This window comes from Enterobacter sp. JBIWA003 (genome assembly GCF_019968825.1).
GTDB classification, from domain to species: Bacteria; Pseudomonadota; Gammaproteobacteria; order Enterobacterales; family Enterobacteriaceae; genus Enterobacter; species Enterobacter quasiroggenkampii.
This window is the reverse complement of the sequence record NZ_CP074170.1, coordinates 4,248,447-4,266,217: the sequence shown is the minus strand read 5'-3', so window position 1 is coordinate 4,266,217 and position 17,771 is coordinate 4,248,447. Positions and strand designations below refer to the sequence as shown.

Sequence of the window (17,771 nt, the reverse complement as noted above, 5' to 3'; positions counted from 1 at the left end):
GCTTCGCTTACCCGACCTACAGGGTTTTGTGTTTTGTCGGCCGGGTAAGGCGAATTATTTACCACGCAGGTGTATGATAAACGCTCCTCTGTCAGGTTAATTACAACGTGCAGACGACGACAACCTATAAAAATTGCCGCCTGCCTGTTTTAGGTTGGATACATGCGTAAAGGAACGTTAAGCAGTGATGCGCCCTTCGGGACATTGTTAGGCTATGCGCCCGGTGGCGTGGCGATTTACTCTTCAAATTACGGCAGTCTGGACCCGCGCAACTACCCGCAAGACGCGGATTTTCGCAGCTACATCGGCAACGAATACATGGGCCACAAGTGGCAGTGCGTTGAGTTTGCCCGCCGTTTCCTGTTTCTCAACTATGGCTTCGTGTTTACCGACGTCGGCATGGCGTGGGAAATTTTCTCTCTGCGCTTTTTGCGTCAGGTGGTGAACGATAACATTCTGCCCCTTCAGGCTTTTGCCAACGGCTCAAAACGTGCGCCGTGCGCCGGGGCGCTGCTGATCTGGCAAAAGGGCGGCGAGTTTCATGAGACCGGCCACGTGGCGGTGATCACCCAGCTTCTGGACGATAAGGTGCGAATTGCGGAGCAGAACGTCATTCACTCTCCGCTGCCGCTCGGGCAGCAGTGGACGCGCGAGCTGCGCCTGAGCGTGGAAAACGGGTGTTATACAATCCATGACACCTTCAACGACACGGAAATTCTCGGCTGGATGATCCAGACCGACGATACGGAACACAGCATTCCCCAGCCGGAAATCGACGGCGAACTGCTGAAAATCAGCGGCGCGCGGCTGAAAAACAAACGTCAGTTCGACGGCAAGTGGCTCAACGAAAATGACGCGCTGCAGCAGGCGTATATTCGCGCCAACGGTCACGTAATCAACAAAGATCCCTGCCAGTACTTCACCATTACCGAAAGCGCCGAGCAGGAGCTGATCAAGGCCACCAACGAACTGCACCTGATGTACCTGCACGCCACGGACAAGGTGCTGAAAGACGACAGTCTGCTGGCGCTTTTCGACATCCCGAAAATCCTCTGGCCGCGCCTGCGCCTCTCCTGGCAGTGGCGTCGTCACCATATGATCACCGGTCGTATGGATTTCTGTATGGATGAGCGCGGCATCAAGGTCTACGAGTACAACGCCGACTCCGCCTCCTGCCATACCGAGGGCGGGCTTATCCTTGAGGAGTGGGTGAAAAATGGCTATCGCGGCAACGGGCATAACCCGGCAGAAGGCCTGCTGGAAGAACTGACCGGCGCCTGGAAGCACAGCCACGCCCGGCCCTTCGTGCACATCATGCAGGACAACGATGTCGAAGAGGACTATCACGCGCTCTTTATCCAGCGTTCGCTGATGCAGGCCGGGTTCGAGACCAAAATCCTCCACGGGCTGGGGGCGCTCAGCTGGGATGCCGCCGGACAGCTGATTGACGACGAAGGTCGCCACGTCAACTGCGTGTGGAAGACCTGGGCGTGGGAAACGGCGATTGAGCAGATCCGTGAGGTCAGCGAAACCGAATATGCCGCCGTGCCGATCCGCACTGGACATCCTGAAGGCGAAGTGCGCCTGATTGACGTCCTGCTGCGCCCGGAGGTGCTGGTCTTTGAACCGCTGTGGACCGTCATTCCCGGCAACAAAGCGATTCTTCCGGTGCTGTGGCAACTGTTCCCGAATCACCGTTACCTGCTCGACACCGATTTTGAGGTCAACGATCTGCTGAAGCAGACCGGATATGCCGTCAAGCCGATTGCCGGGCGCTGCGGCAGCAATATCGACCTGATTAGCGCCCAGGACGAACTGCTGGATAAATCCAGCGGCAAGTTTGTCGACCGTAAAAACATCTACCAGCAACTGTGGTGCCTGCCAAACGTCGACGGCAAGTACATTCAGGTCTGTACCTTTACCGTGGGCGGGAACTACGGTGGGACCTGTCTGCGCGGCGATGACTCGCTGGTGGTGAAGAAAGAGAGCGATATTGAGCCGCTGATCGTGGTTAAAGATAAGTAGCTCTTACCCGCAATAAAAAAGCCCCCGCAGGGCATCCTGCGGGGGCTTTTTGTTACTGTTCTTCCTCTTCCTCTTCCTGCCCGTTGATCTTCAGATCGATGATGCGGCCAATCTGGTCATGATAGACCGTCAGCAGGTTGTACTGGCTCATCTCGGAGATGATCTGCGGTGAGACATTAAAGCTGCGGGCCAGCTCCTCCTGATGAAAATAGCCCGGCTGACGCCGCCTCACGTGGGCCCGACGGCGATTGTACTGATACCACAAAATCAGCAGCCAGCCGTTGAGCGCGGCAAACAGCAGGTAGAGCAACACCGTATTAAAAGACGCAATAATGACGCCCCAGCGGTAGTCGCTCTCCTCGGTGAGCTGCATCCAGAGCCGGGCATACAGGAAAAACAGAAAGCCTCCCCACGCCACCAGCGTTAACGCGGCATCGAAAAGACGTGGCAACAGCCGATGTTCGGTCAGAATTAAGGTATTTTCGTTCATTAAATGCGTCCTTTTCCCCGGTCTGGACTGATCCAGCGCGCGCGGGCACGCTGGCGTTTAAGCATGACTTTTGGAAATGCGACAAGGGTGGTGAACAGGCCGATCATCCAGTACACCATCGGGAACCAGATCACCCAGAAAAGCGAGCTGGCCACCTTCCGTTCATAGCGCCGTTCGATGTACAAACTGACGAGGAACTGCAGCAGGCACATCACGCCCAGCAGTAGCCCGGTAAACTCCGGTGGAAAAAGGCTCTCCACGGTCAGCCTGGCAGGAACAGGAGCGATATGGCTGAGAATAAATAACAGCACCGTCATCGCGTAGGCGAAGGCCCACAGCGTTGACAGGGCATACTCAAGAAACAGGGGCCACATGCGGTGATGCTCCCAGCGCACAATCCTGCGAAGGTTGACCAGAAACACCTCCGCGCCGCCCTGGGCCCAGCGCAGACGCTGTTTCCACAGGCCCTTGAGCGTCTCCGGCATCAGGATCCAGCACAGCGCCCGCGGCTCGAAAAAAATATCCCAGTGGCGCAGCTGCAGCTTCCAACTGATGTCGATGTCTTCGGTGATCATGTCCGGGCTCCAGTACCCGACATCTGCCAGCGCCTGTCGGCGAAAGGCGGCGATGACGCCCGAGACGGTAAAGACCCGGCCATAGATCCGCTGTGTCCGCTTGATGAGCCCAATAATGGATGAGAACTCGCCCACCTGGATGCGGCCAATCAGCGTGGAGCGCGTGCGGATACGCGGATTCCCGGTGACCGCCCCGACGTGGGGATACTGAATCAGCGGGGCCACCAGATACGCTGCCGTATCGCGGTCGAGCAGGGCGTCGCCGTCAATGCAGACCAGCAGATCGCCCCGGGCCGCCGCTGCACCGGCTTTGAGCGCCAGCGCTTTCCCCTGGTTTTCCGCGAGATTAATTACCCGCAGGCGCGGATGTTCCTGCGCCAGCGCCTGCAGCACCTGCGCGGTGTTGTCAGACGAGCCGTCGTTGATGGCGATAACTTCGATATTTTCATACCGCTGATCCAGCGCGGCGCTAATCGTCTCCCGGGCATTTCGTCCCTCGTTGAAGCAGGGGATAAGAATGGAGATGAGCGGCTCACCGGCGAGCGTCGGGGCGGGCGTCTCTTTATCCCACGACCAGTGGCGTTCAAGCTGAAACCAGAAATAGAGCCCGCCGGTTATCCAGAGCACGGACATGAACAGCGGCCAGAAGAACACAAAGTCCAGAATCAGCTCGCCGGTAAAGAGGGCGGCCACGCCTAACGGCAACCCGAATACCAGACATAAAATGGAAAAGGCGATAATGCGATCAGTCATTGTCAGGGTACCAGTACGAAGAAAATACAGGCCTGATGCGTGAGATATCAGGTTGGTTGTTGATGAAATCATCGGGGTAGTAACCGTAGTTTTTGACGCCGTTCAGCTGGAGTACGCGCATCCACTGTGCCAGCTGGCTGTCGGAAACGGCGCGCTGCGGTTTCCGATCCCAGTCCCTGGCCTGCAGTTCAAAAATGGTTTTATCGAGCCCGCCGGGACGCGTGGCGACTGCTTTCACCAGACGCGCCAGCCAGGCATCACTTTCGTCTGCCGGGACGGACTCCATCAGCGGCATGGCCATCGGCACCGTCCAGTCATACTCCGCCAGAAAATCGTCAAGATTCTGCGCGAACCACGCTTCGCTTTCGGGCTGCAGAATGGGTAAGGCGAACATATTGCGGGCGGTTTTTATCTGCGGGCCGCGGATGTGCTTCACCGCCAGGCTCAGGGCGTGGGTAAACCCAATCAGCAGCTGGCTTTTCTGACGCGTGGTGTTCTGAGCAGCGTCCTGCCCGCCATCGTCCACGTCGGTCAGCACCGCATCGTCATGGAACAAGATCCCGTTGAAGCTGGCGTAGCGGGCCAGATCTTCATAGATGTCCGTCACCTGCTGGCGCACCTGCGGGTTCCACGGAGAAAGCCGGATATAGGGCTCGGTGGCATCGCTTAACCGGCCGGTCTGACGATCCCGACGCTGCACGCGCGGCAGGGCAGGATCGAGATCGAACGAGAGCACCGGCATCCACGCGAAGACTTTCACGCCCGCGCGGGTTTGCAGCTGCCAGGAGACAAAATTAAAGAGATCGGCCCGGACCGGCAGCTGGCGGTTGGGAAAATAGAGCGCCTTGATCCTGCCGTCGCCCTGCGGGTCGGCAAACGCCTGCAGGAAAACATGGCTGATTTTCATGTCGTAGACCCGCTGGATCAGCCTGTTGATATTTTGGGTCTGCTGGGCCGGATCGGGATCGTAAACGTAGTCGAGATCGACGTGCATGACGCGCACGGGTTCGCGCTCCTGAACCTGGCTGACCGTACTGGCAAATGCCTTGAGCGAGGGATTGCCGGCGATCAGCAGACGGGGGATATTGCCCAGCTCCTGCACGTTCCCCAGCCCGTCCTCAAGGGTAAAGGCCAGCTGATAACCCTGCTGTCTGGTGATCGCAAGCGACGTGCCGTTGGCGGCGCCATAGGGCCAGACCCAGGCGCGCGGCGCCTTGCCCGTTACCTGCGTGATTTTGTCTGTCACTTTGCGAACGTCATCGCCGATCCGCTGGTTGAACTGCCGATCGGTTTCATAGCGGCCCGTCGCTTTATCATAAAAGCGGTTGGCGATGGCCGGTTCGCGGCTGCCCTGCGGGTTAGCCGGAATGCCGTAATGCGAGGCCCAGGTGTGCGATCCGATCTCAATCAGCGGAGACCGGCTGAGCTCGCGCACCATGTCCCACGTCGCGAAGCGATCGCGGGGCGTCATCAGGCCGCCGAAGTTAACTTTTTGATTTTCCGGCGTATCCACCCAGCTGCCCACCGGCGCCCACAGCGCAGGAACGTTCCACGCCTGAAGCAGTGGCCAGACGCGGGTGTAAAAGCTGCTGTAGCCATCGTCAAAGCTGAGCAGAACGGCTTTGGGCGGCAGCGTTTTTTTTCCGTCATGGGCATCGAGAATGTCCTGCACGCTGATGACGTGATACCCGTTGTGCAGCAGCCAGCTTATCTGCTCGTTTAGCGCGCTGGTGCGCACGGAGAGGTAGCGCTGATCGGCGGCATCGTCTTCGACGTCGTGGTAGGCCAGCACCAGAAATTGGTTCTGCGGCCAGGGTTTGCTCGCTTCCAGCTGCGGCCGATCTTTGGGCGCAATAAACGAAAATGCCTGCGCGCAGACGCTCGCGCTGAGGCAGAGCCAGCCGATGAGTATCAGGCTCGCGGAAAAACGTGTGTTCATCATCATCATCCTTAAAAGCGTAAAGTCGCATCAAACGTGACGGAGAGGTTGCTCTCGCGTTTGCCGTCGTAAGGGCGCTTGTCCCAGTTCAGCATCACGCCGGTATCCATGACGTTGTTCCACTGAACGCGTTGTCCGTAACCCAGTAGGGCGATGGCGCCAGCGGACTGATTTTTCTGCCAGTAGCGGCCGCCTCCCGCCACGAACTGCTGGCTCCAGAGGGTGTCGTAATGGCGGAGCATCTCATGGTCAACGGCCAGGGCGGCCGTCACGGAGAGATCCCGCGCCGGGTTGTAATAGAGGGTGTCCCGCAGGCTGTTTTTGCTGGCAGCGATCCCCGGTTCGAGATCCAGCGTCAGGGACGGGGTCTGCCAGAGACGCTCCTTACCCGTGAGGGTGTATTCCTGTCGGCGGTTATGGTCCGAGAAGCGGCTGAGGGCGGCGTTGAACTGATATTCGCGACGCTCGTTTTGATACCAGCGCACGCCACCTTCTCCCCGGTTGGCGCTGATCCCGTTGCGTAACGCCCGCAGGGGCGTGGTGCGCGACAGGCGCTCAAGGCTGCCGCTGACCTGCCAGTTATCGGTGACAAAGTACGTTGTTGAGAGGCGAGCGCCCGGCTTGTTCGCCCCGTGATAGCGGTTGCTGGAGAGCTCGGCTTCAAGCTGGAGATCGCGTGGCCGCCATTCGATACCGCCCAACAGGTGGCGGCTAGTGCCTTTGCCTTCATCGAAATTACCCTCTGCATAGCGGGTGCCGGCAAACAGCCGCCAGTTATCCGCTACGGGCGGGCCATAGAGCGTGGCGTCCCAGTTGAGGTCGTGCGTCCCGCTGACGGGGTTATCGGAGTGCAAACCCTTGCTTGCGTTGAGGCGCAGCTCGGACATATGGTGGACGGTGCGGAGCCTGTCCAGACGCCTGGCACTGCGATCGCGCGGCGCGCGGGCAACGACGTCGTCAGCCAGTAAATCCATCTGCCGCCACTCCTGCAGATCCATGGCGACGTAAGCCTGCTGCTGCTCAAGCTCCAGATTCGAGGGCTCCAGCGCCTCCGCCATTTTCAGCGTTTGCTCCGCCGCGCGCGGCAGACCCCGCGTCTGAAGCAGCGTGGCGTAGTCAATCTGCAATCCCTGATTGCCCGGCGCGGTTGTTGCCAGACGTCGCGCCAGCTTTTCGGCTTCTGGCAGGGCATTCGTCGCCAGCAAATAGTTAAAACGGAGCGACTGGCCGGCAAGCCATCGATCGTTCGGCTGAGGGGTAGGGGAGCCGAAATCGTAACGGGTCCAGGGAACGTTGCGGGTCTGGCGCTCTGCATACCGGCGGGCGGACGGATACTGTCCCGTATCCAGCCAGGCGTAGAAAAGCGCGTGCTCTTCGTCCTGCGGGTCAGATGCGTATTGCGGATAGCGTTGCAGAAGCGCGAAGGCGGCGGCAGCGTTTTTCTCCTGCAGATATGCGGAGATCACCCAGCCGATTGCCCAGCCCGGTACCGGATGACGGGCCGTCGTCAGATCCTGATATTCGCTGATGACCTGTGGGTAATCGGCATGAGCGTAGAGCGCGCCGAGCCGGTCGATACGCGCAAGAACGATGTCTTCCGCCGCCTGTGGCTCGCCTTGCCAGCGAGACAGCAGCGCGTCGTAACGATTCAGCGCAGATTGCGCAAGCTGCAGGCGCTCCTTTTCTGATCTGCCTGGCACATCTGCAAGGCGAACGCTTTCGGCTGCGGCATTCAGCTCAAGACGACGACGTTCCGCGGGGGACAGCGCCACCTTTTGTGAAAGCAGGAGCGCGGGGGTATTGACCCGGTTATCCGTTAGCGCGTCGATCAGCTCGCGAAGAAGCGCGTGATTTTCTGGCGCGATATCCAGTGCGCGCGTGTCGGCTAAAAGCCGATCCCAGCTTTTTCCCTGGCGTTGCCAGACATACGCCAGCGTCTGAAGATGTGCCTGCGAGGGATCCTCCGCCACCAGCTGTCGGGCTTCCTGCAGGGCAATCGTATCTTTACGGGCATCGGCCAGGGTTTTGATATAGCCGATACGATAATCGTCGTTATCCGGCTCAAGGCTGCGCGCTTCTTTCCAGAGCGCCAGAGCGGGCTGCCACGCTTTCTGATTTCGCCTGGCCTGTGCGACAGCCGCAATGCCGCGGGCGGGCAGCGGCATATAAATGCTGTAGCGCTGCCAGACCTGAATAACCTCGTCATCATGGCCTGCCCAGGCCGCCACCTGTAACCAGTCCGCAACGTGTTCAGGCGTCAGGGCATGCTGCTGCTGATAACGCTGAAGATAATCGAGAAACGACGTGTAATTACCGTTACGCGCCTGTTGAATCTGTTGCTCATAAACGGATTCCGTAGCCTGAACCAGAACAGGAAAGAGTAATAACAGAAACAATAATGTTGGGGTGCGATAAAAGAATAATGTACTGAAGCTAAGTGATCTTTCCATATCTATTTGCCATTTGTTTTTCATGAATCCATTGCATAACACGGCCGCCTTTAAGCTCAGCGTAAAAGGCCATAAATGAGAACATTAAATCTGAATGCAGTGATGTTACGGGGTACTTACTTAAAGGTAATTATGGATCCTCATCTCAGTAGACTGGATGGGAGGTAATGTACACCTGATATGTTGCCGGATAAATATGCTGAAAAGCGGCTGCGTAGTTTTGAGATAATTCTGTAATGAGCAGCTTTTTGTGTTTATTTTGAATTGAATCATTAATTCTAATGCTTTGAAATATAATGGTTTTATTTTTATTGTGACAGTTTTGTATATATTTTTAATGACGCGTATCTGCCTCAATTAAAGTACTTTCTGGTGCATGTTTGGGAAGTTTCATGACAAAAATTCTTAATGTTTAGAGAAGTGACTTTTCTGCGATTGTTTTTTATTTATAATTAATGGCAGACATTGAATGATAGTCTACAGGAAGTCTTACTCATCAATGTGTGTATTGAGGGATGTCCAAAGCCAGAATACATTTATCGTTAATATAAAAGCGCTATAAAACGAAGGCGGTCTTCTTTTCGCAGGATCGTTCTTGCTTTAATCTAAAAGGGATGGTTAGTGGCAACTTCAATAGTGTTAGTGACTCAGGATCGCTACCTTGTCAGGGGCATGCGGATATTTTTTCCGGATATTATCCTGCTCGATTCGATTGACAGAAACATATTTGATAACGGTGCAGATGAATATTCTGTATTGATTGATAGTCGTTGTCCGCTCCGTTTATATGATTACCTGATACGCCATCCGGCCAGAACGAGAAAAACGATCTGCTGCGTTATGCTTGATATGCGCCACCGCGAGGAGAATCTGCTCAGTATGAAGCTGTTTATGAATACGTCGCTGACGGCGCCGGACATGGCCTCGCTGTTTAATCTGGTGCTCAATATGAAGGGCAGGCGCCTGACCACGAAGTGGCTGCTGAATTTACGGCTGAGCACGCATGAAACGATCATGTTGCGGTTGCTGAGGGCAGGGATGTCAATGGAGGAGATTGCAGGCGAGCTGAATACGTCGGTGAAAAGTCTCTATCGCAAACGGACGGCGCTCTCAGAACGGCTGGGGGCGGAGAACTTCAACGAGGCGTGTTTGTTTATCTTCAAAAACAAACTGCTGGGCACAGGTGGGAACGATCCCTAGGTTGGGGAGAGAACAAAAGCATAATTGCGGGCGGTATTCTGAGGTTTGAGAACGCTGGATGAGGACAACTTCCTGGCCTTGGGTTTGGATTTACTCTGGCTCAAAACGACATAAGGACGTTGTCATGGACACGATTGAAGAGTCTGGTCACCGCCACTGTAAGATATCTTCAACTATTTGATATAAATATAAATTTGACAAATATCGTCAGGTAGCGATTTATCCGTCAAATTCAGTTAAACTTCGTCACATGTTTCAGTGAGTTATGGGACGGTTAGTAGAATGACCAGCGAAGAAGCACTTTTAAAATCAGGTTTTAGTAAACGAGATCTTCAAAAGCTTAAAAACAATATCGAGAATTACGGTGGTTCGTTTGATAGCGTAACTCATGATCTGGCCAATCGTTTTAAGGCAATGAAGTGGATAACTATTATTGCCTTTATCATACTGGCTTTAACTCTTTTACTTGCATCCAGGGATACAAGTCTGACACTTGCGCTCACGTTATTGATTGTACTACCTTTTATCTGGTATATAACGCCAGCAAAACTTGGCTACAAATCCTGGCGTTACCGTAAAATGCTGACTAATTCTGAGACGGGTCGCTGACGGATAACAGATCAAAAATAATCTTAGCTTTCACGCCGTAACCCGCTATTTTCATTGTAAGCTGCGGGCGGCTCAATGTGCTCACCTTTCGGTAATGGTCTGTGGGTAGATAACGAAACAGTCGCCAGGTACCAGGTCGCCGTAACAAGCCAAAAATGGTATACGCATTAGCGGCCAGTGAGATTGATTTGTAGACACCTAAACCATTCTCACGACTAAAGCCCATAAACTCAGCTGTAGACATCGCGGCATTCGCGACCAGCCCTTCACTGGTAGTGTTGTTCGTTGCGTAGCGAGCCACTTCTTTACTGATGCTGTTTGCCCCGTCAGTAACCAGAATCGCACCAGCAAGAACTCCGAGAGGGGTCATCGTGCCAATCAGTGTAAATCCTGCGGCTATTTCAGCACCGGCCAGGACAACACTAACTGCCGAGATAACATACCCAACAATTTTGTTATTCTCTCGGATGAACTCGACTTTCGCGTAAAGCTTCGCTGCCTTCGTTCGTAATAAACGAGCTTGTTCCAGGAGGTTATAGTTTTCTTCTCGAAGTATTTTAACGCAGTCCATGCATTCTTTATCTGATTTAGCCTGACGAGCTAGCGTAAACTGTTGTTCTATGAGGTCCCGAATTTCCTGAATGAACTTCATTCGAGTCAGACCATCGCTGAGATGAAAAGCCGACAGAGTGTTGGCTGTATTTACCAGTTTCCTGGCTTCCATATTCACCATCGTTTCCGCCCAGGCTTTATTTCTTCCACCTGATTGCATCATGTTAAGCAATGCTGCATCCATTGTAATTCCTCTCAATTGCTTTACCGGCGTCTGTTTAGACTGATAAACGGCTCCCTCTGACTGCCATGCGTGCCAACGCATGCACAATATAGTAGCAATGTGGTTACGGGGTCTGAAGCAGAAGTCGCTTTTTGCAGCTACACACCTCGGCCTACTAGACGGCTTTCACCGGGCATCACCGGAAGTATCAGGCCAGATTTTTGCTCAATGGCATCAATGAGAAGCCCGTTCTCGCTTGAGTGGCCGCTGTAGTAGGGAAAGGGCAACACCAGCGGAAAGCCAGCCGTTTTTGTCGGGAATTTCACCATCAATCAGGCCGGATGTGCAGCACGACTGGACGTTTTCGGAGGCCCTGGGCAATCCGGCATGTGTCCACTGTATAGTGTAGTGCGCCCCAAAAGTTAGACACCAGATCAAAAACTGAGGGCGCATGGCAAAATTTTCATTGGAATTCAAAAAGGAAGTGTCAGAGAAGTATCTGGAAGATGAGTTGAGTCTGAAATCTGTAGCCAGGATGTACGACATAAGCCCTTGCACGGTAAGAAAATGGGCTTATGCCTACCGGGAGCATGGGATCGGTGTGCTTACGGGTAAAAAGGGACGCTACTCTGCTGATTTCAAACTTATGGTAGTAAAAGAAGTTGTGGATGATGGCTTCTCTGTTCGTGAAACTGCGGTAAAACATGGGATACCAGCCTTTGGTACTGTATGTACCTGGCTTGAAAAATATAGAAAACATGGCGAGGATGCTTTCACCCGAAAAAATCAAAAGATCATCCCAGTGCCAGATAAAAGCATCACGCCAGTCCCACCACAGCCAGCATTAACCGATGTTGAGCGAGAGGAACTTGAACAACTCAGGGTCGAGAATGCCTACTTAAAAAAGCTGAAGGCCTTGGTTCAGCAGAAAACATGCTCAGCGCCCAGGAAAAAGTGAGCATTGTAAGTGAACTAAGGCAGGAATGGCCATTGTCCCGATTGTTAATCGTTGCTGGGCTGCCCCGGAGTACATTTTACTATCATGTAAAACGTCTTGCGGCTCCGGACCGATACCAGTCTGCCAGAGCGCTTGTGCTGAAAATTTATCACCAGCACAAAGGTCGCTATGGTTACAGACGCATCAGGCTGGCATGTCGTAACGAGGGGGTTTTACTTAATGGCAAAACCGTTAGAAAACTCATGAAGGAACTGGGTATTAGCAGCCTGATTCGCGTCAAAAAGTACCGTTCATATAAAGGAGAACAAGGACGAATTTGCGATAATCTCCTGAAACGCCAGTTTGACGCAGAACGCCCCAACGAGAAGTGGGTCACAGATGTCACTGAGTTTAAAGTGAATGGCAAAAAGCTGTATTTGTCGCCCATCATGGATCTTTATAATGGCGAAATCATTGCTTATAACCTCGCTAACCGCCCTCTACCTTCAATGGTGCAGACTATGCTCACGGATGCGCTGAAACAGTTGCCGAAAGACGAACACCCAATATTGCACAGCGATCAAGGCTGGCAATATCAGATGTCACGCTGGCAACGATGGTTAAAAGATAGTGGCATCGCCCAGAGTATGTCTCGTCGGGGAAATTGCCTTGATAATGCAGTGATAGAGAGTTTTTTTGGAACATTGAAATCAGAATGTTATTACCTCAATGAATATAAAAATGTGGATGACTTAAAGCGAGACATTATCGATTACATTGATTATTATAACCAATTGAGGATAAAGGAAAAACTTGGCGGTCTTAGTCCGGTACAATATCGATTGAGTCAGGCTGCATAAGTTGTCCAAGATCTGGGGCGCAGATCATATAGTAGGTGCCGTTTCGGTCTTTGGTAGGCTTTATCATAATGCCCATTTTGTACCACCGGGAAGCGGGGCCGGAGGAAAGATAAGAGGGGTAACTACTGATAAACCAACAAGTTGTTGACTCAGAAAGCAAAAACCCGCCACGAGGGCGGGTTCTTTAAATAGTGGTGCCCGGACTCGGAATCGATTTTTATATTTAACTTTTTGAATTATAAGGTTTATTTTTAATTCGCTTATTTTTGTACCCTCATTTGTACCCTCGGTCCGTTTGCATTGATTCTGGTGACTCGAATTTGGGTTCAGGTACGAGGTGGTAGGGTTGCAGGAAAATAGCTGGTAACTATTTCGTTCATCTTATCAATCAAATCAGAGCGTTTAAAGATGATATGCCCAGTGCCTTTCTGGAAGTAAAGTATCTCAACATACTCGTCTTCGTAAACGGAAACGTGCTGTTTGCGGATATGAGCATCCAGCCTGACGGAAAGATCGTTGCGATTCTCCGGAACAGGTTTACCATCCAGAAGATGCAGCATACGATCTAAATCCGCTAACTGCTCACGTCTGCGCCCATGACGAAAGTGAAATCCCCAACGATCATATTGTACCAGACCATCAACGATGATCTTCTTCCCGAACTTGCAGGGGCTGTTGCTCTTGTAATCCCAGCTTAGTCCTTTAAACACGTTAATGATTCCCCGCTGGAACACCTCCGCTTTACTCTGATGTGGCTGCTCAAAGGTACTGAGAATATTCTCTTCACTGACAGCGGGAATATCGTCCTTTTCTAGGCTGTTGTACCACTCGTCGCGTGCCTGTGCGTCCATGAGCGCCAGCATTCCCGACTTATTCATCAGGTCTTTCCAGATGCTGCGATCGATATTTTGGGTGATGGCTTTTATCGCTGTTTCTGGTTTATCCATCAACCAGCAGTCGTAACGGTATTGTCGTACTCCCCATTCATTCGATTTACCTCCGCCGACACTGCTTGTCAGGGCAGAGATATTGTCAAGCTGCTGTATCAACGTTTCAATCTCCGCCAGTGCGGCATTATGTCCGGTAACAATGCGCTCAATACTGGTGGAGCAAATCACGTCGGTATGGTCGGTTAGTACTTCGGGGTCGGTGAGAGTCAGTTGTGACATCATTTCTGTCCTCTATATAAAAGCAAAGCGCCAGTCGGTGAGGACTGGCGCTTATCTGCGTGTGATAAGTCTGGCTCGGGGCTAATCTGTTCTGGCCTGTTGCAGAAGCTGCAGATGGCGGAGATCGCGAACGTCCTGTAATGCCTGTTCAATCCAGGGCAACAGGGCTGCTGAGTCAATGTTGTCTTTGTCGTTATCGAAGATAATCTCGCTGCCACAATCAATATTGTCCTGCAGCCAGCCAGTCAGAATGTTGAGAGCGACCTCAGTGGTTAATTCTGGCATTAGAACTCCTTGTTGTGATTGATGTTGAGTTACCAGTCAAAGGTGGGAAAGCCTGGCAGCACTTCGCCTCAGGCATCAAAATGAACAATGCCAATGGCGTAACGACGCATAAGAGTTACCACCAGACGACGACAGGATTTAGACAAACCCAGGCGTTTTAGCCGCAACACCGGAAATGACCACGCCCCCTGGTGGAGCAGATAGCCCGACCCGGTGTACAGGATCCACTCGCTGTCGCCAAAGTCTCCGTTCTGGTGTGAAAGGGTAAACAGCAGAGTGTTATCGGCTACGGTGATATGCGCGGTACTGCACTGGATACCGTTAACGCGGGCTATGGTCGGAAGCGGATCTTCCACGACCAGCTTTCCGGGGGGATCAGCAATACGAAGCGAGTAACCGTTATCACAGACCACATCTATTAGACTGGCCAGTTCAATACCGTCGATATCAATGGCGATCCGGCCCATGTTGAGGGCCAGTACATTGATGCTATCGGCTTCTACTGTGAGGGACAGTTTCATTTCAGCCCTCCGGAAGAGCGTCCACTGATGGCGCAAGTCACCGCTTTATAACCGGTACGTTGCATCAGGCCGATGGCCTTTCTGGCCCGGAGTATATCAATAGCGCTGATGAACGGAGACTGATGCTGAATGGAGAAACCGGGGCGATCAATTCGTACCAGTTCAGATTTTTCAACGAGAAAATTGAGTGCATCTGCCAGTGAAAGCCCGGCGTCAATATGCTGCTGAATGACACCGTCGTTGCCAAACTGTGTGTCGTTAAGCGAAAGGCCGTAATGCCTTTCCAGCAGATACGTAAGAAGTCGCTGCCAGATTTCAACGGGCGTTGGGTGTGATGGTGCCTTCCGAGCCGGAATGGCGGATAAGGTTTGCATAATAAAATGCTCCTGAATAAAGTCGGGTTGAAAAGGGGATGGATTAGAGGGGGAAGTTAGCGGGGGATGCTGTTGCCTGACGTCGGATAAATCGCGATATAAAGGTAACCACAACTGCCCAGTGTATCTGCGTCGAGGGTCAGACCTTTTGCATACAACGTGACGCAATGCTGATTGCGGGGATTGAGTTCACCGGAAACCAGCATTAACTCAAGCTGCTTCATTAGTACCGGAAAGGCCTGGTCGAGATGACGTAAATCCGCGTCGCTGAATGTTCCTTCGATAGTGCTGCGGTCAGCCAGATAATGCAGGTGGTTGCCTTCCTGTACCAGTCGTGCGCCAAAGCATGGCGTGACGGTGGGTTTAAGTCCCCACCAGGGCTCAGAAATATCATGGTTTGCTACAGGTGTTGTGTTCGGCATTTAAGTAATCCTTAACAGTGCGTTAATTCAGGGTAACGCTGCGCAATACGACATACGGGCCATTGCGGTCCTGGCGACGCTCAGCGAATACGGCCAGCACGCCGGCGATGTCCTGTACCTCCCGACCGGCATAGTGGCAGATACTGCCGGACCACTGATACTTCCCGGTACAGAAGCGAAACAGCCGGGACTGCGGATGCTGACGGTATATCGTCATTGCCTGACGTTTACTGATGATTTTCATCGTTATATCTTCCTTACAACCAGCCACGTTAGGCAAAAGACACAATATCCATCCCGCCAACCACCAGGTGGTCCAGCAGGCGAATATCAACCAGCTCCAGTGCTTGTTTCAGGCGCATAGTAATTAACCTGTCGGCCTTACTGGGTTCAGCTTCCCCAGACGGGTGGTTATGGGCCAGCACGGCAGCGGCGGCATTATTTTTCAGTCCGGATTTAACGACCTCACGCGGATGGACGGTGATGCTGTTAATCGCCCCGAGGAACAGCGTGTCGTGGGCCAGCAGGCGATGCTGATTGTCGAGCCAGAGAACCGAGAGTGCTTCTCTTTCCAGTGCCGCGAGCTGCAGGCGCAGCCAGTCGCGGACAGCATGGCTGGAAGTAAATGACGTGCCGGGCTCACGTAGCTGACCCTCCAGCAGGGTTAAGGCTTCCCTGACCGCCTGCTGGTCGGTAGGGGCTAATTCACGGGCAAACAGCGGTAACTGTTGTTCCATAGCATCTGACCTCAGTCGATGATGTGCATGATGGCGCTGCATTCCGCGTGGTTAAACGCGTAGTCCCGCAGGCGATAGTAGTGCTCCGCCATGGCGTCGCATTCGGTGCGCATAGCGTGATGGCTGTAAGTCATCAGACAGACGGCAATTCCGGCGGCTTCGGCACTGAATTCGCCGCCGTTGCCGTTCATGGTGTTAAATAGCGACCACTTCTCATCGGTATCTCCATTTGTTTCCGGGGCCATAAATGCACCGCCGTTACTTAGTATGTAAAAATTCCAGATCCCCCCGCTGTAGTCTGTGCAGAAGCGGTCCATCCAGGCGAAGACAGTTGGCTCAATGATTATCCACTGCGGGATGCAGCCGAAGTGCTACGGCCAGAAGCTGCTCCGCTGCTCATCCTGTACGAGGGTGGCGGTCAGCGCTGGCGAAGAACTGGCAGGTTGTGGCGGTAACGGGAGGGTATCGTTAAAAGGTTAATAATGTCGTTCATGCTGGTTTTTCCTTGTTTATTTATCGGGTTGGGGATGCTGGTTAAGCCGGAGTGACGGGCAGGCCTGCGCATAGCCATCCTCATCACAGCGTGACGGCCAGTGCCCCTCCGGGAGGCTTAAGCTGCACAGGCTGCGTTCACCGGGGCGATAAAGAAGGTGAGAGCACCAGGCGCAGAGATCGTCGTCAGAGATGGAGCGGCTGCAGGGATTGTTCTCCGGAGCGGTCGGATAAAGGGTGGCCTGGCGGGCGTTATCAGGCCGCGGTGGCATCAGCTCAGCGCCTGCTGCAGTTCTTCTGCCATTACCCAGAGCGCCCGGTTGAGCTTCACATCGCCGTCGATACCTTTAACCGCGCGGGTATGGCTGCGTTTGCCTCTGGCAGTACGTCCTGGCAGACCCCCTTTCAGCAGGTTCTCCTGGCAACGATTGAAAACTGACCACAGGTCTTCCTGACGGTCTTCATAGCGTCGGGGCGTCAGTATCTGGGATGCCGTCACCGGCTGATGCTCTTCACCAAAGCGGTACGTCAGCGCGGCTCTGGCAAACGCCTGTTGTGCAGGGGGCGGGAGTAAAAGCGACTCCATAACGCCACGTTTTTCTTCCACCTTGTCAAATATCCCCAGGACTTCATAAGCGCCTTCAATGACTTTCTCCACCACGTTACCCCGGTGCGGAACTCTGATTTCGCCAAACGACTGTCCGCAGACGAGCGAATTCGTGCAGACGCTTCGGAATATTCCCGGAAGTAACTGAAAACTGGATTCGCCACCGTGCGAATTTAGGATGATGATTTCCGGCACCTGCTGACCGTTTATCTGACCGGCGCGACGCAGGCGGAGCATATGCTTTGTGTGCTCCCGACGGTCCGGATCCCGAACGCGTGACTGGCAGGCAAAGAACGGCTTGAATCCTTCGCGCTGCAGGTTCTCCAGCAGGGTGATGGTGGGAATAAACGTGTACTTTTCACTCCTGGAAGCATGTTTGTCCTCTCCGAAGACGCTGGGGACATGCTGCATCAGTTCTTCACGGGTTAATGGACGGTCACGGCGTATCTGGTTTATCCGCCCGAAGCGGCTTGCTAAGCGCATGGTGAGTACCTCTGTAGTTAATGAAATGGCATAAACAAAAAAAACCATGCTCCCCGGAGGGAACATGG

At 53.4% G+C, this 17,771-nt stretch carries 18 protein-coding genes and 1 pseudogene; 4 read left to right on the top strand and 15 right to left on the bottom strand.

The window, feature by feature from the left end; genetic code table 11:
• Positions 1 to 162 precede the first annotated feature (162 nt).
• Positions 163 to 2,025 carry a bifunctional glutathionylspermidine amidase/synthase gene (gene gss, locus KGP25_RS20640; RefSeq protein WP_223539560.1) on the top strand — a complete coding sequence of 621 codons (1,863 nt, stop codon included), beginning with the start codon at positions 163 to 165 and terminating at the stop codon, positions 2,023 to 2,025.
• Between the two features lie 52 nt (positions 2,026 to 2,077).
• Here the strand turns inward: gss and pgaD are convergent, their stop codons facing one another.
• From pgaD to pgaA, 4 genes are read right to left on the bottom strand one after another with little or no spacing between them, the layout of a single operon-like run.
• Positions 2,078 to 2,515: a poly-beta-1,6-N-acetyl-D-glucosamine biosynthesis protein PgaD gene (pgaD, locus tag KGP25_RS20635; RefSeq protein ID WP_223539559.1), complete on the bottom strand. Its 438-nt coding sequence runs from the start codon at positions 2,513 to 2,515 to the stop codon at positions 2,078 to 2,080.
• On the bottom strand, positions 2,515 to 3,843 hold the full coding sequence (pgaC, locus tag KGP25_RS20630) for a poly-beta-1,6-N-acetyl-D-glucosamine synthase (protein ID WP_223539558.1): 1,329 nt from the start codon (positions 3,841 to 3,843) through the stop codon (positions 2,515 to 2,517). Before pgaC ends, pgaD begins: the two co-directional genes overlap by 1 nt.
• Complete coding sequence (pgaB, locus tag KGP25_RS20625; protein ID WP_223539557.1) at positions 3,836 to 5,785, bottom strand: poly-beta-1,6-N-acetyl-D-glucosamine N-deacetylase PgaB; 1,950 nt, start codon at positions 5,783 to 5,785, stop codon at positions 3,836 to 3,838. Before pgaB ends, pgaC begins: the two co-directional genes overlap by 8 nt.
• Positions 5,786 to 5,793: 8 nt before the next feature.
• Positions 5,794 to 8,232: a poly-beta-1,6 N-acetyl-D-glucosamine export porin PgaA gene (gene pgaA, locus KGP25_RS20620; protein WP_223539556.1), complete on the bottom strand. Its 2,439-nt coding sequence runs from the start codon at positions 8,230 to 8,232 to the stop codon at positions 5,794 to 5,796.
• Positions 8,233 to 8,904: 672 nt separating this feature from the next.
• Here pgaA and KGP25_RS20615 point away from each other — a divergent pair.
• The gene (locus tag KGP25_RS20615) at positions 8,905 to 9,432 is read left to right on the top strand and encodes a LuxR C-terminal-related transcriptional regulator (RefSeq protein ID WP_045909946.1); all 528 of its coding nucleotides are present in this window, start codon (positions 8,905 to 8,907) and stop codon (positions 9,430 to 9,432) included.
• Between the two features lie 282 nt (positions 9,433 to 9,714).
• The gene (locus KGP25_RS20610; RefSeq protein ID WP_039265473.1) at positions 9,715 to 10,041 is read left to right on the top strand and encodes a hypothetical protein; all 327 of its coding nucleotides are present in this window, start codon (positions 9,715 to 9,717) and stop codon (positions 10,039 to 10,041) included.
• Here the strand turns inward: KGP25_RS20610 and KGP25_RS20605 are convergent.
• Entirely contained in the window at positions 10,019 to 10,837 is an 819-nt protein-coding gene (locus tag KGP25_RS20605; protein ID WP_223539555.1) for a DUF4225 domain-containing protein, read from the bottom strand. The two genes, KGP25_RS20610 and KGP25_RS20605, sit on opposite strands and share 23 nt — an antisense overlap.
• A gap of 430 nt (positions 10,838 to 11,267) precedes the next feature.
• Here KGP25_RS20605 and KGP25_RS20600 point away from each other — a divergent pair.
• Positions 11,268 to 12,613 (top strand): IS3 family transposase gene (locus KGP25_RS20600; RefSeq protein WP_123060779.1). Its coding sequence is split into 2 segments (ribosomal slippage): positions 11,268 to 11,750 and positions 11,753 to 12,613, totalling 1,344 coding nucleotides; the frame shifts between segments, so codons are not numbered across the junction.
• Positions 12,614 to 12,939: 326 nt separating this feature from the next.
• Here the strand turns inward: KGP25_RS20600 and KGP25_RS20595 are convergent.
• The 10 genes and pseudogenes from KGP25_RS20595 to KGP25_RS20550 all read right to left on the bottom strand — a co-directional run bounded on the left by KGP25_RS20595 (position 12,940) and on the right by KGP25_RS20550 (position 17,703).
• On the bottom strand, positions 12,940 to 13,782 hold the full coding sequence (locus KGP25_RS20595; RefSeq protein WP_123060714.1) for a DUF4942 domain-containing protein: 843 nt from the start codon (positions 13,780 to 13,782) through the stop codon (positions 12,940 to 12,942).
• Positions 13,783 to 13,863: 81 nt separating this feature from the next.
• Positions 13,864 to 14,067: a DUF957 domain-containing protein gene (locus tag KGP25_RS20590; RefSeq protein ID WP_123060713.1), complete on the bottom strand. Its 204-nt coding sequence runs from the start codon at positions 14,065 to 14,067 to the stop codon at positions 13,864 to 13,866.
• A 68-nt stretch (positions 14,068 to 14,135) separates the two neighbouring features.
• Positions 14,136 to 14,588 carry a DUF5983 family protein gene (locus KGP25_RS20585; protein WP_143345536.1) on the bottom strand — a complete coding sequence of 151 codons (453 nt, stop codon included), beginning with the start codon at positions 14,586 to 14,588 and terminating at the stop codon, positions 14,136 to 14,138.
• Positions 14,585 to 14,962 (bottom strand): TA system toxin CbtA family protein, encoded by a 378-nt coding sequence (locus KGP25_RS20580; protein ID WP_123060711.1) that lies wholly within the window; start codon positions 14,960 to 14,962, stop codon positions 14,585 to 14,587. The genes KGP25_RS20585 and KGP25_RS20580 overlap by 4 nt, the downstream gene beginning before the upstream one ends.
• Positions 14,963 to 15,018: 56 nt before the next feature.
• Positions 15,019 to 15,384 carry a type IV toxin-antitoxin system YeeU family antitoxin gene (locus KGP25_RS20575; protein ID WP_123060710.1) on the bottom strand — a complete coding sequence of 122 codons (366 nt, stop codon included), beginning with the start codon at positions 15,382 to 15,384 and terminating at the stop codon, positions 15,019 to 15,021.
• Positions 15,385 to 15,406: 22 nt separating this feature from the next.
• Positions 15,407 to 15,628, bottom strand: coding sequence for a DUF987 domain-containing protein (locus tag KGP25_RS20570; protein ID WP_123060709.1), 222 nt, complete (start codon positions 15,626 to 15,628; stop codon positions 15,407 to 15,409).
• A gap of 28 nt (positions 15,629 to 15,656) precedes the next feature.
• Positions 15,657 to 16,121: a DNA repair protein RadC gene (radC, locus tag KGP25_RS20565; protein ID WP_123060708.1), complete on the bottom strand. Its 465-nt coding sequence runs from the start codon at positions 16,119 to 16,121 to the stop codon at positions 15,657 to 15,659.
• A gap of 11 nt (positions 16,122 to 16,132) precedes the next feature.
• Positions 16,133 to 16,614: pseudogene (locus tag KGP25_RS20560) on the bottom strand (antirestriction protein).
• Positions 16,615 to 16,630: 16 nt separating this feature from the next.
• Positions 16,631 to 16,885, bottom strand: coding sequence for a hypothetical protein (locus tag KGP25_RS20555; RefSeq protein WP_123060707.1), 255 nt, complete (start codon positions 16,883 to 16,885; stop codon positions 16,631 to 16,633).
• Positions 16,885 to 17,703, bottom strand: coding sequence for a DUF932 domain-containing protein (locus tag KGP25_RS20550; RefSeq protein ID WP_143345534.1), 819 nt, complete (start codon positions 17,701 to 17,703; stop codon positions 16,885 to 16,887). Before KGP25_RS20550 ends, KGP25_RS20555 begins: the two co-directional genes overlap by 1 nt.
• Positions 17,704 to 17,771 lie beyond the last annotated feature (68 nt).

Excerpts from the sequence above, each read along its gene's own strand:
- gss (WP_223539560.1), top strand. The coding sequence starts at position 163 with ATGCGTAAAGGAACGTTAAGCAGTGATGCGCCCTTCGGGACATTGTTA.
- pgaD (WP_223539559.1), bottom strand. The coding sequence starts at position 2,515 with ATGAACGAAAATACCTTAATTCTGACCGAACATCGGCTGTTGCCACGT.
- pgaC (WP_223539558.1), bottom strand. The coding sequence starts at position 3,843 with ATGACTGATCGCATTATCGCCTTTTCCATTTTATGTCTGGTATTCGGG.
- pgaB (WP_223539557.1), bottom strand. The coding sequence starts at position 5,785 with ATGATGAACACACGTTTTTCCGCGAGCCTGATACTCATCGGCTGGCTC.
- pgaA (WP_223539556.1), bottom strand. The coding sequence starts at position 8,232 with ATGGAAAGATCACTTAGCTTCAGTACATTATTCTTTTATCGCACCCCA.
- KGP25_RS20615 (WP_045909946.1), top strand. The coding sequence starts at position 8,905 with ATGCGGATATTTTTTCCGGATATTATCCTGCTCGATTCGATTGACAGA.
- KGP25_RS20610 (WP_039265473.1), top strand. The coding sequence starts at position 9,715 with ATGACCAGCGAAGAAGCACTTTTAAAATCAGGTTTTAGTAAACGAGAT.
- KGP25_RS20605 (WP_223539555.1), bottom strand. The coding sequence starts at position 10,837 with ATGGATGCAGCATTGCTTAACATGATGCAATCAGGTGGAAGAAATAAA.
- KGP25_RS20595 (WP_123060714.1), bottom strand. The coding sequence starts at position 13,782 with ATGTCACAACTGACTCTCACCGACCCCGAAGTACTAACCGACCATACC.
- KGP25_RS20590 (WP_123060713.1), bottom strand. The coding sequence starts at position 14,067 with ATGCCAGAATTAACCACTGAGGTCGCTCTCAACATTCTGACTGGCTGG.
- KGP25_RS20585 (WP_143345536.1), bottom strand. The coding sequence starts at position 14,588 with ATGAAACTGTCCCTCACAGTAGAAGCCGATAGCATCAATGTACTGGCC.
- KGP25_RS20580 (WP_123060711.1), bottom strand. The coding sequence starts at position 14,962 with ATGCAAACCTTATCCGCCATTCCGGCTCGGAAGGCACCATCACACCCA.
- KGP25_RS20575 (WP_123060710.1), bottom strand. The coding sequence starts at position 15,384 with ATGCCGAACACAACACCTGTAGCAAACCATGATATTTCTGAGCCCTGG.
- KGP25_RS20570 (WP_123060709.1), bottom strand. The coding sequence starts at position 15,628 with ATGAAAATCATCAGTAAACGTCAGGCAATGACGATATACCGTCAGCAT.
- radC (WP_123060708.1), bottom strand. The coding sequence starts at position 16,121 with ATGGAACAACAGTTACCGCTGTTTGCCCGTGAATTAGCCCCTACCGAC.
- KGP25_RS20555 (WP_123060707.1), bottom strand. The coding sequence starts at position 16,885 with ATGCCACCGCGGCCTGATAACGCCCGCCAGGCCACCCTTTATCCGACC.
- KGP25_RS20550 (WP_143345534.1), bottom strand. The coding sequence starts at position 17,703 with ATGCGCTTAGCAAGCCGCTTCGGGCGGATAAACCAGATACGCCGTGAC.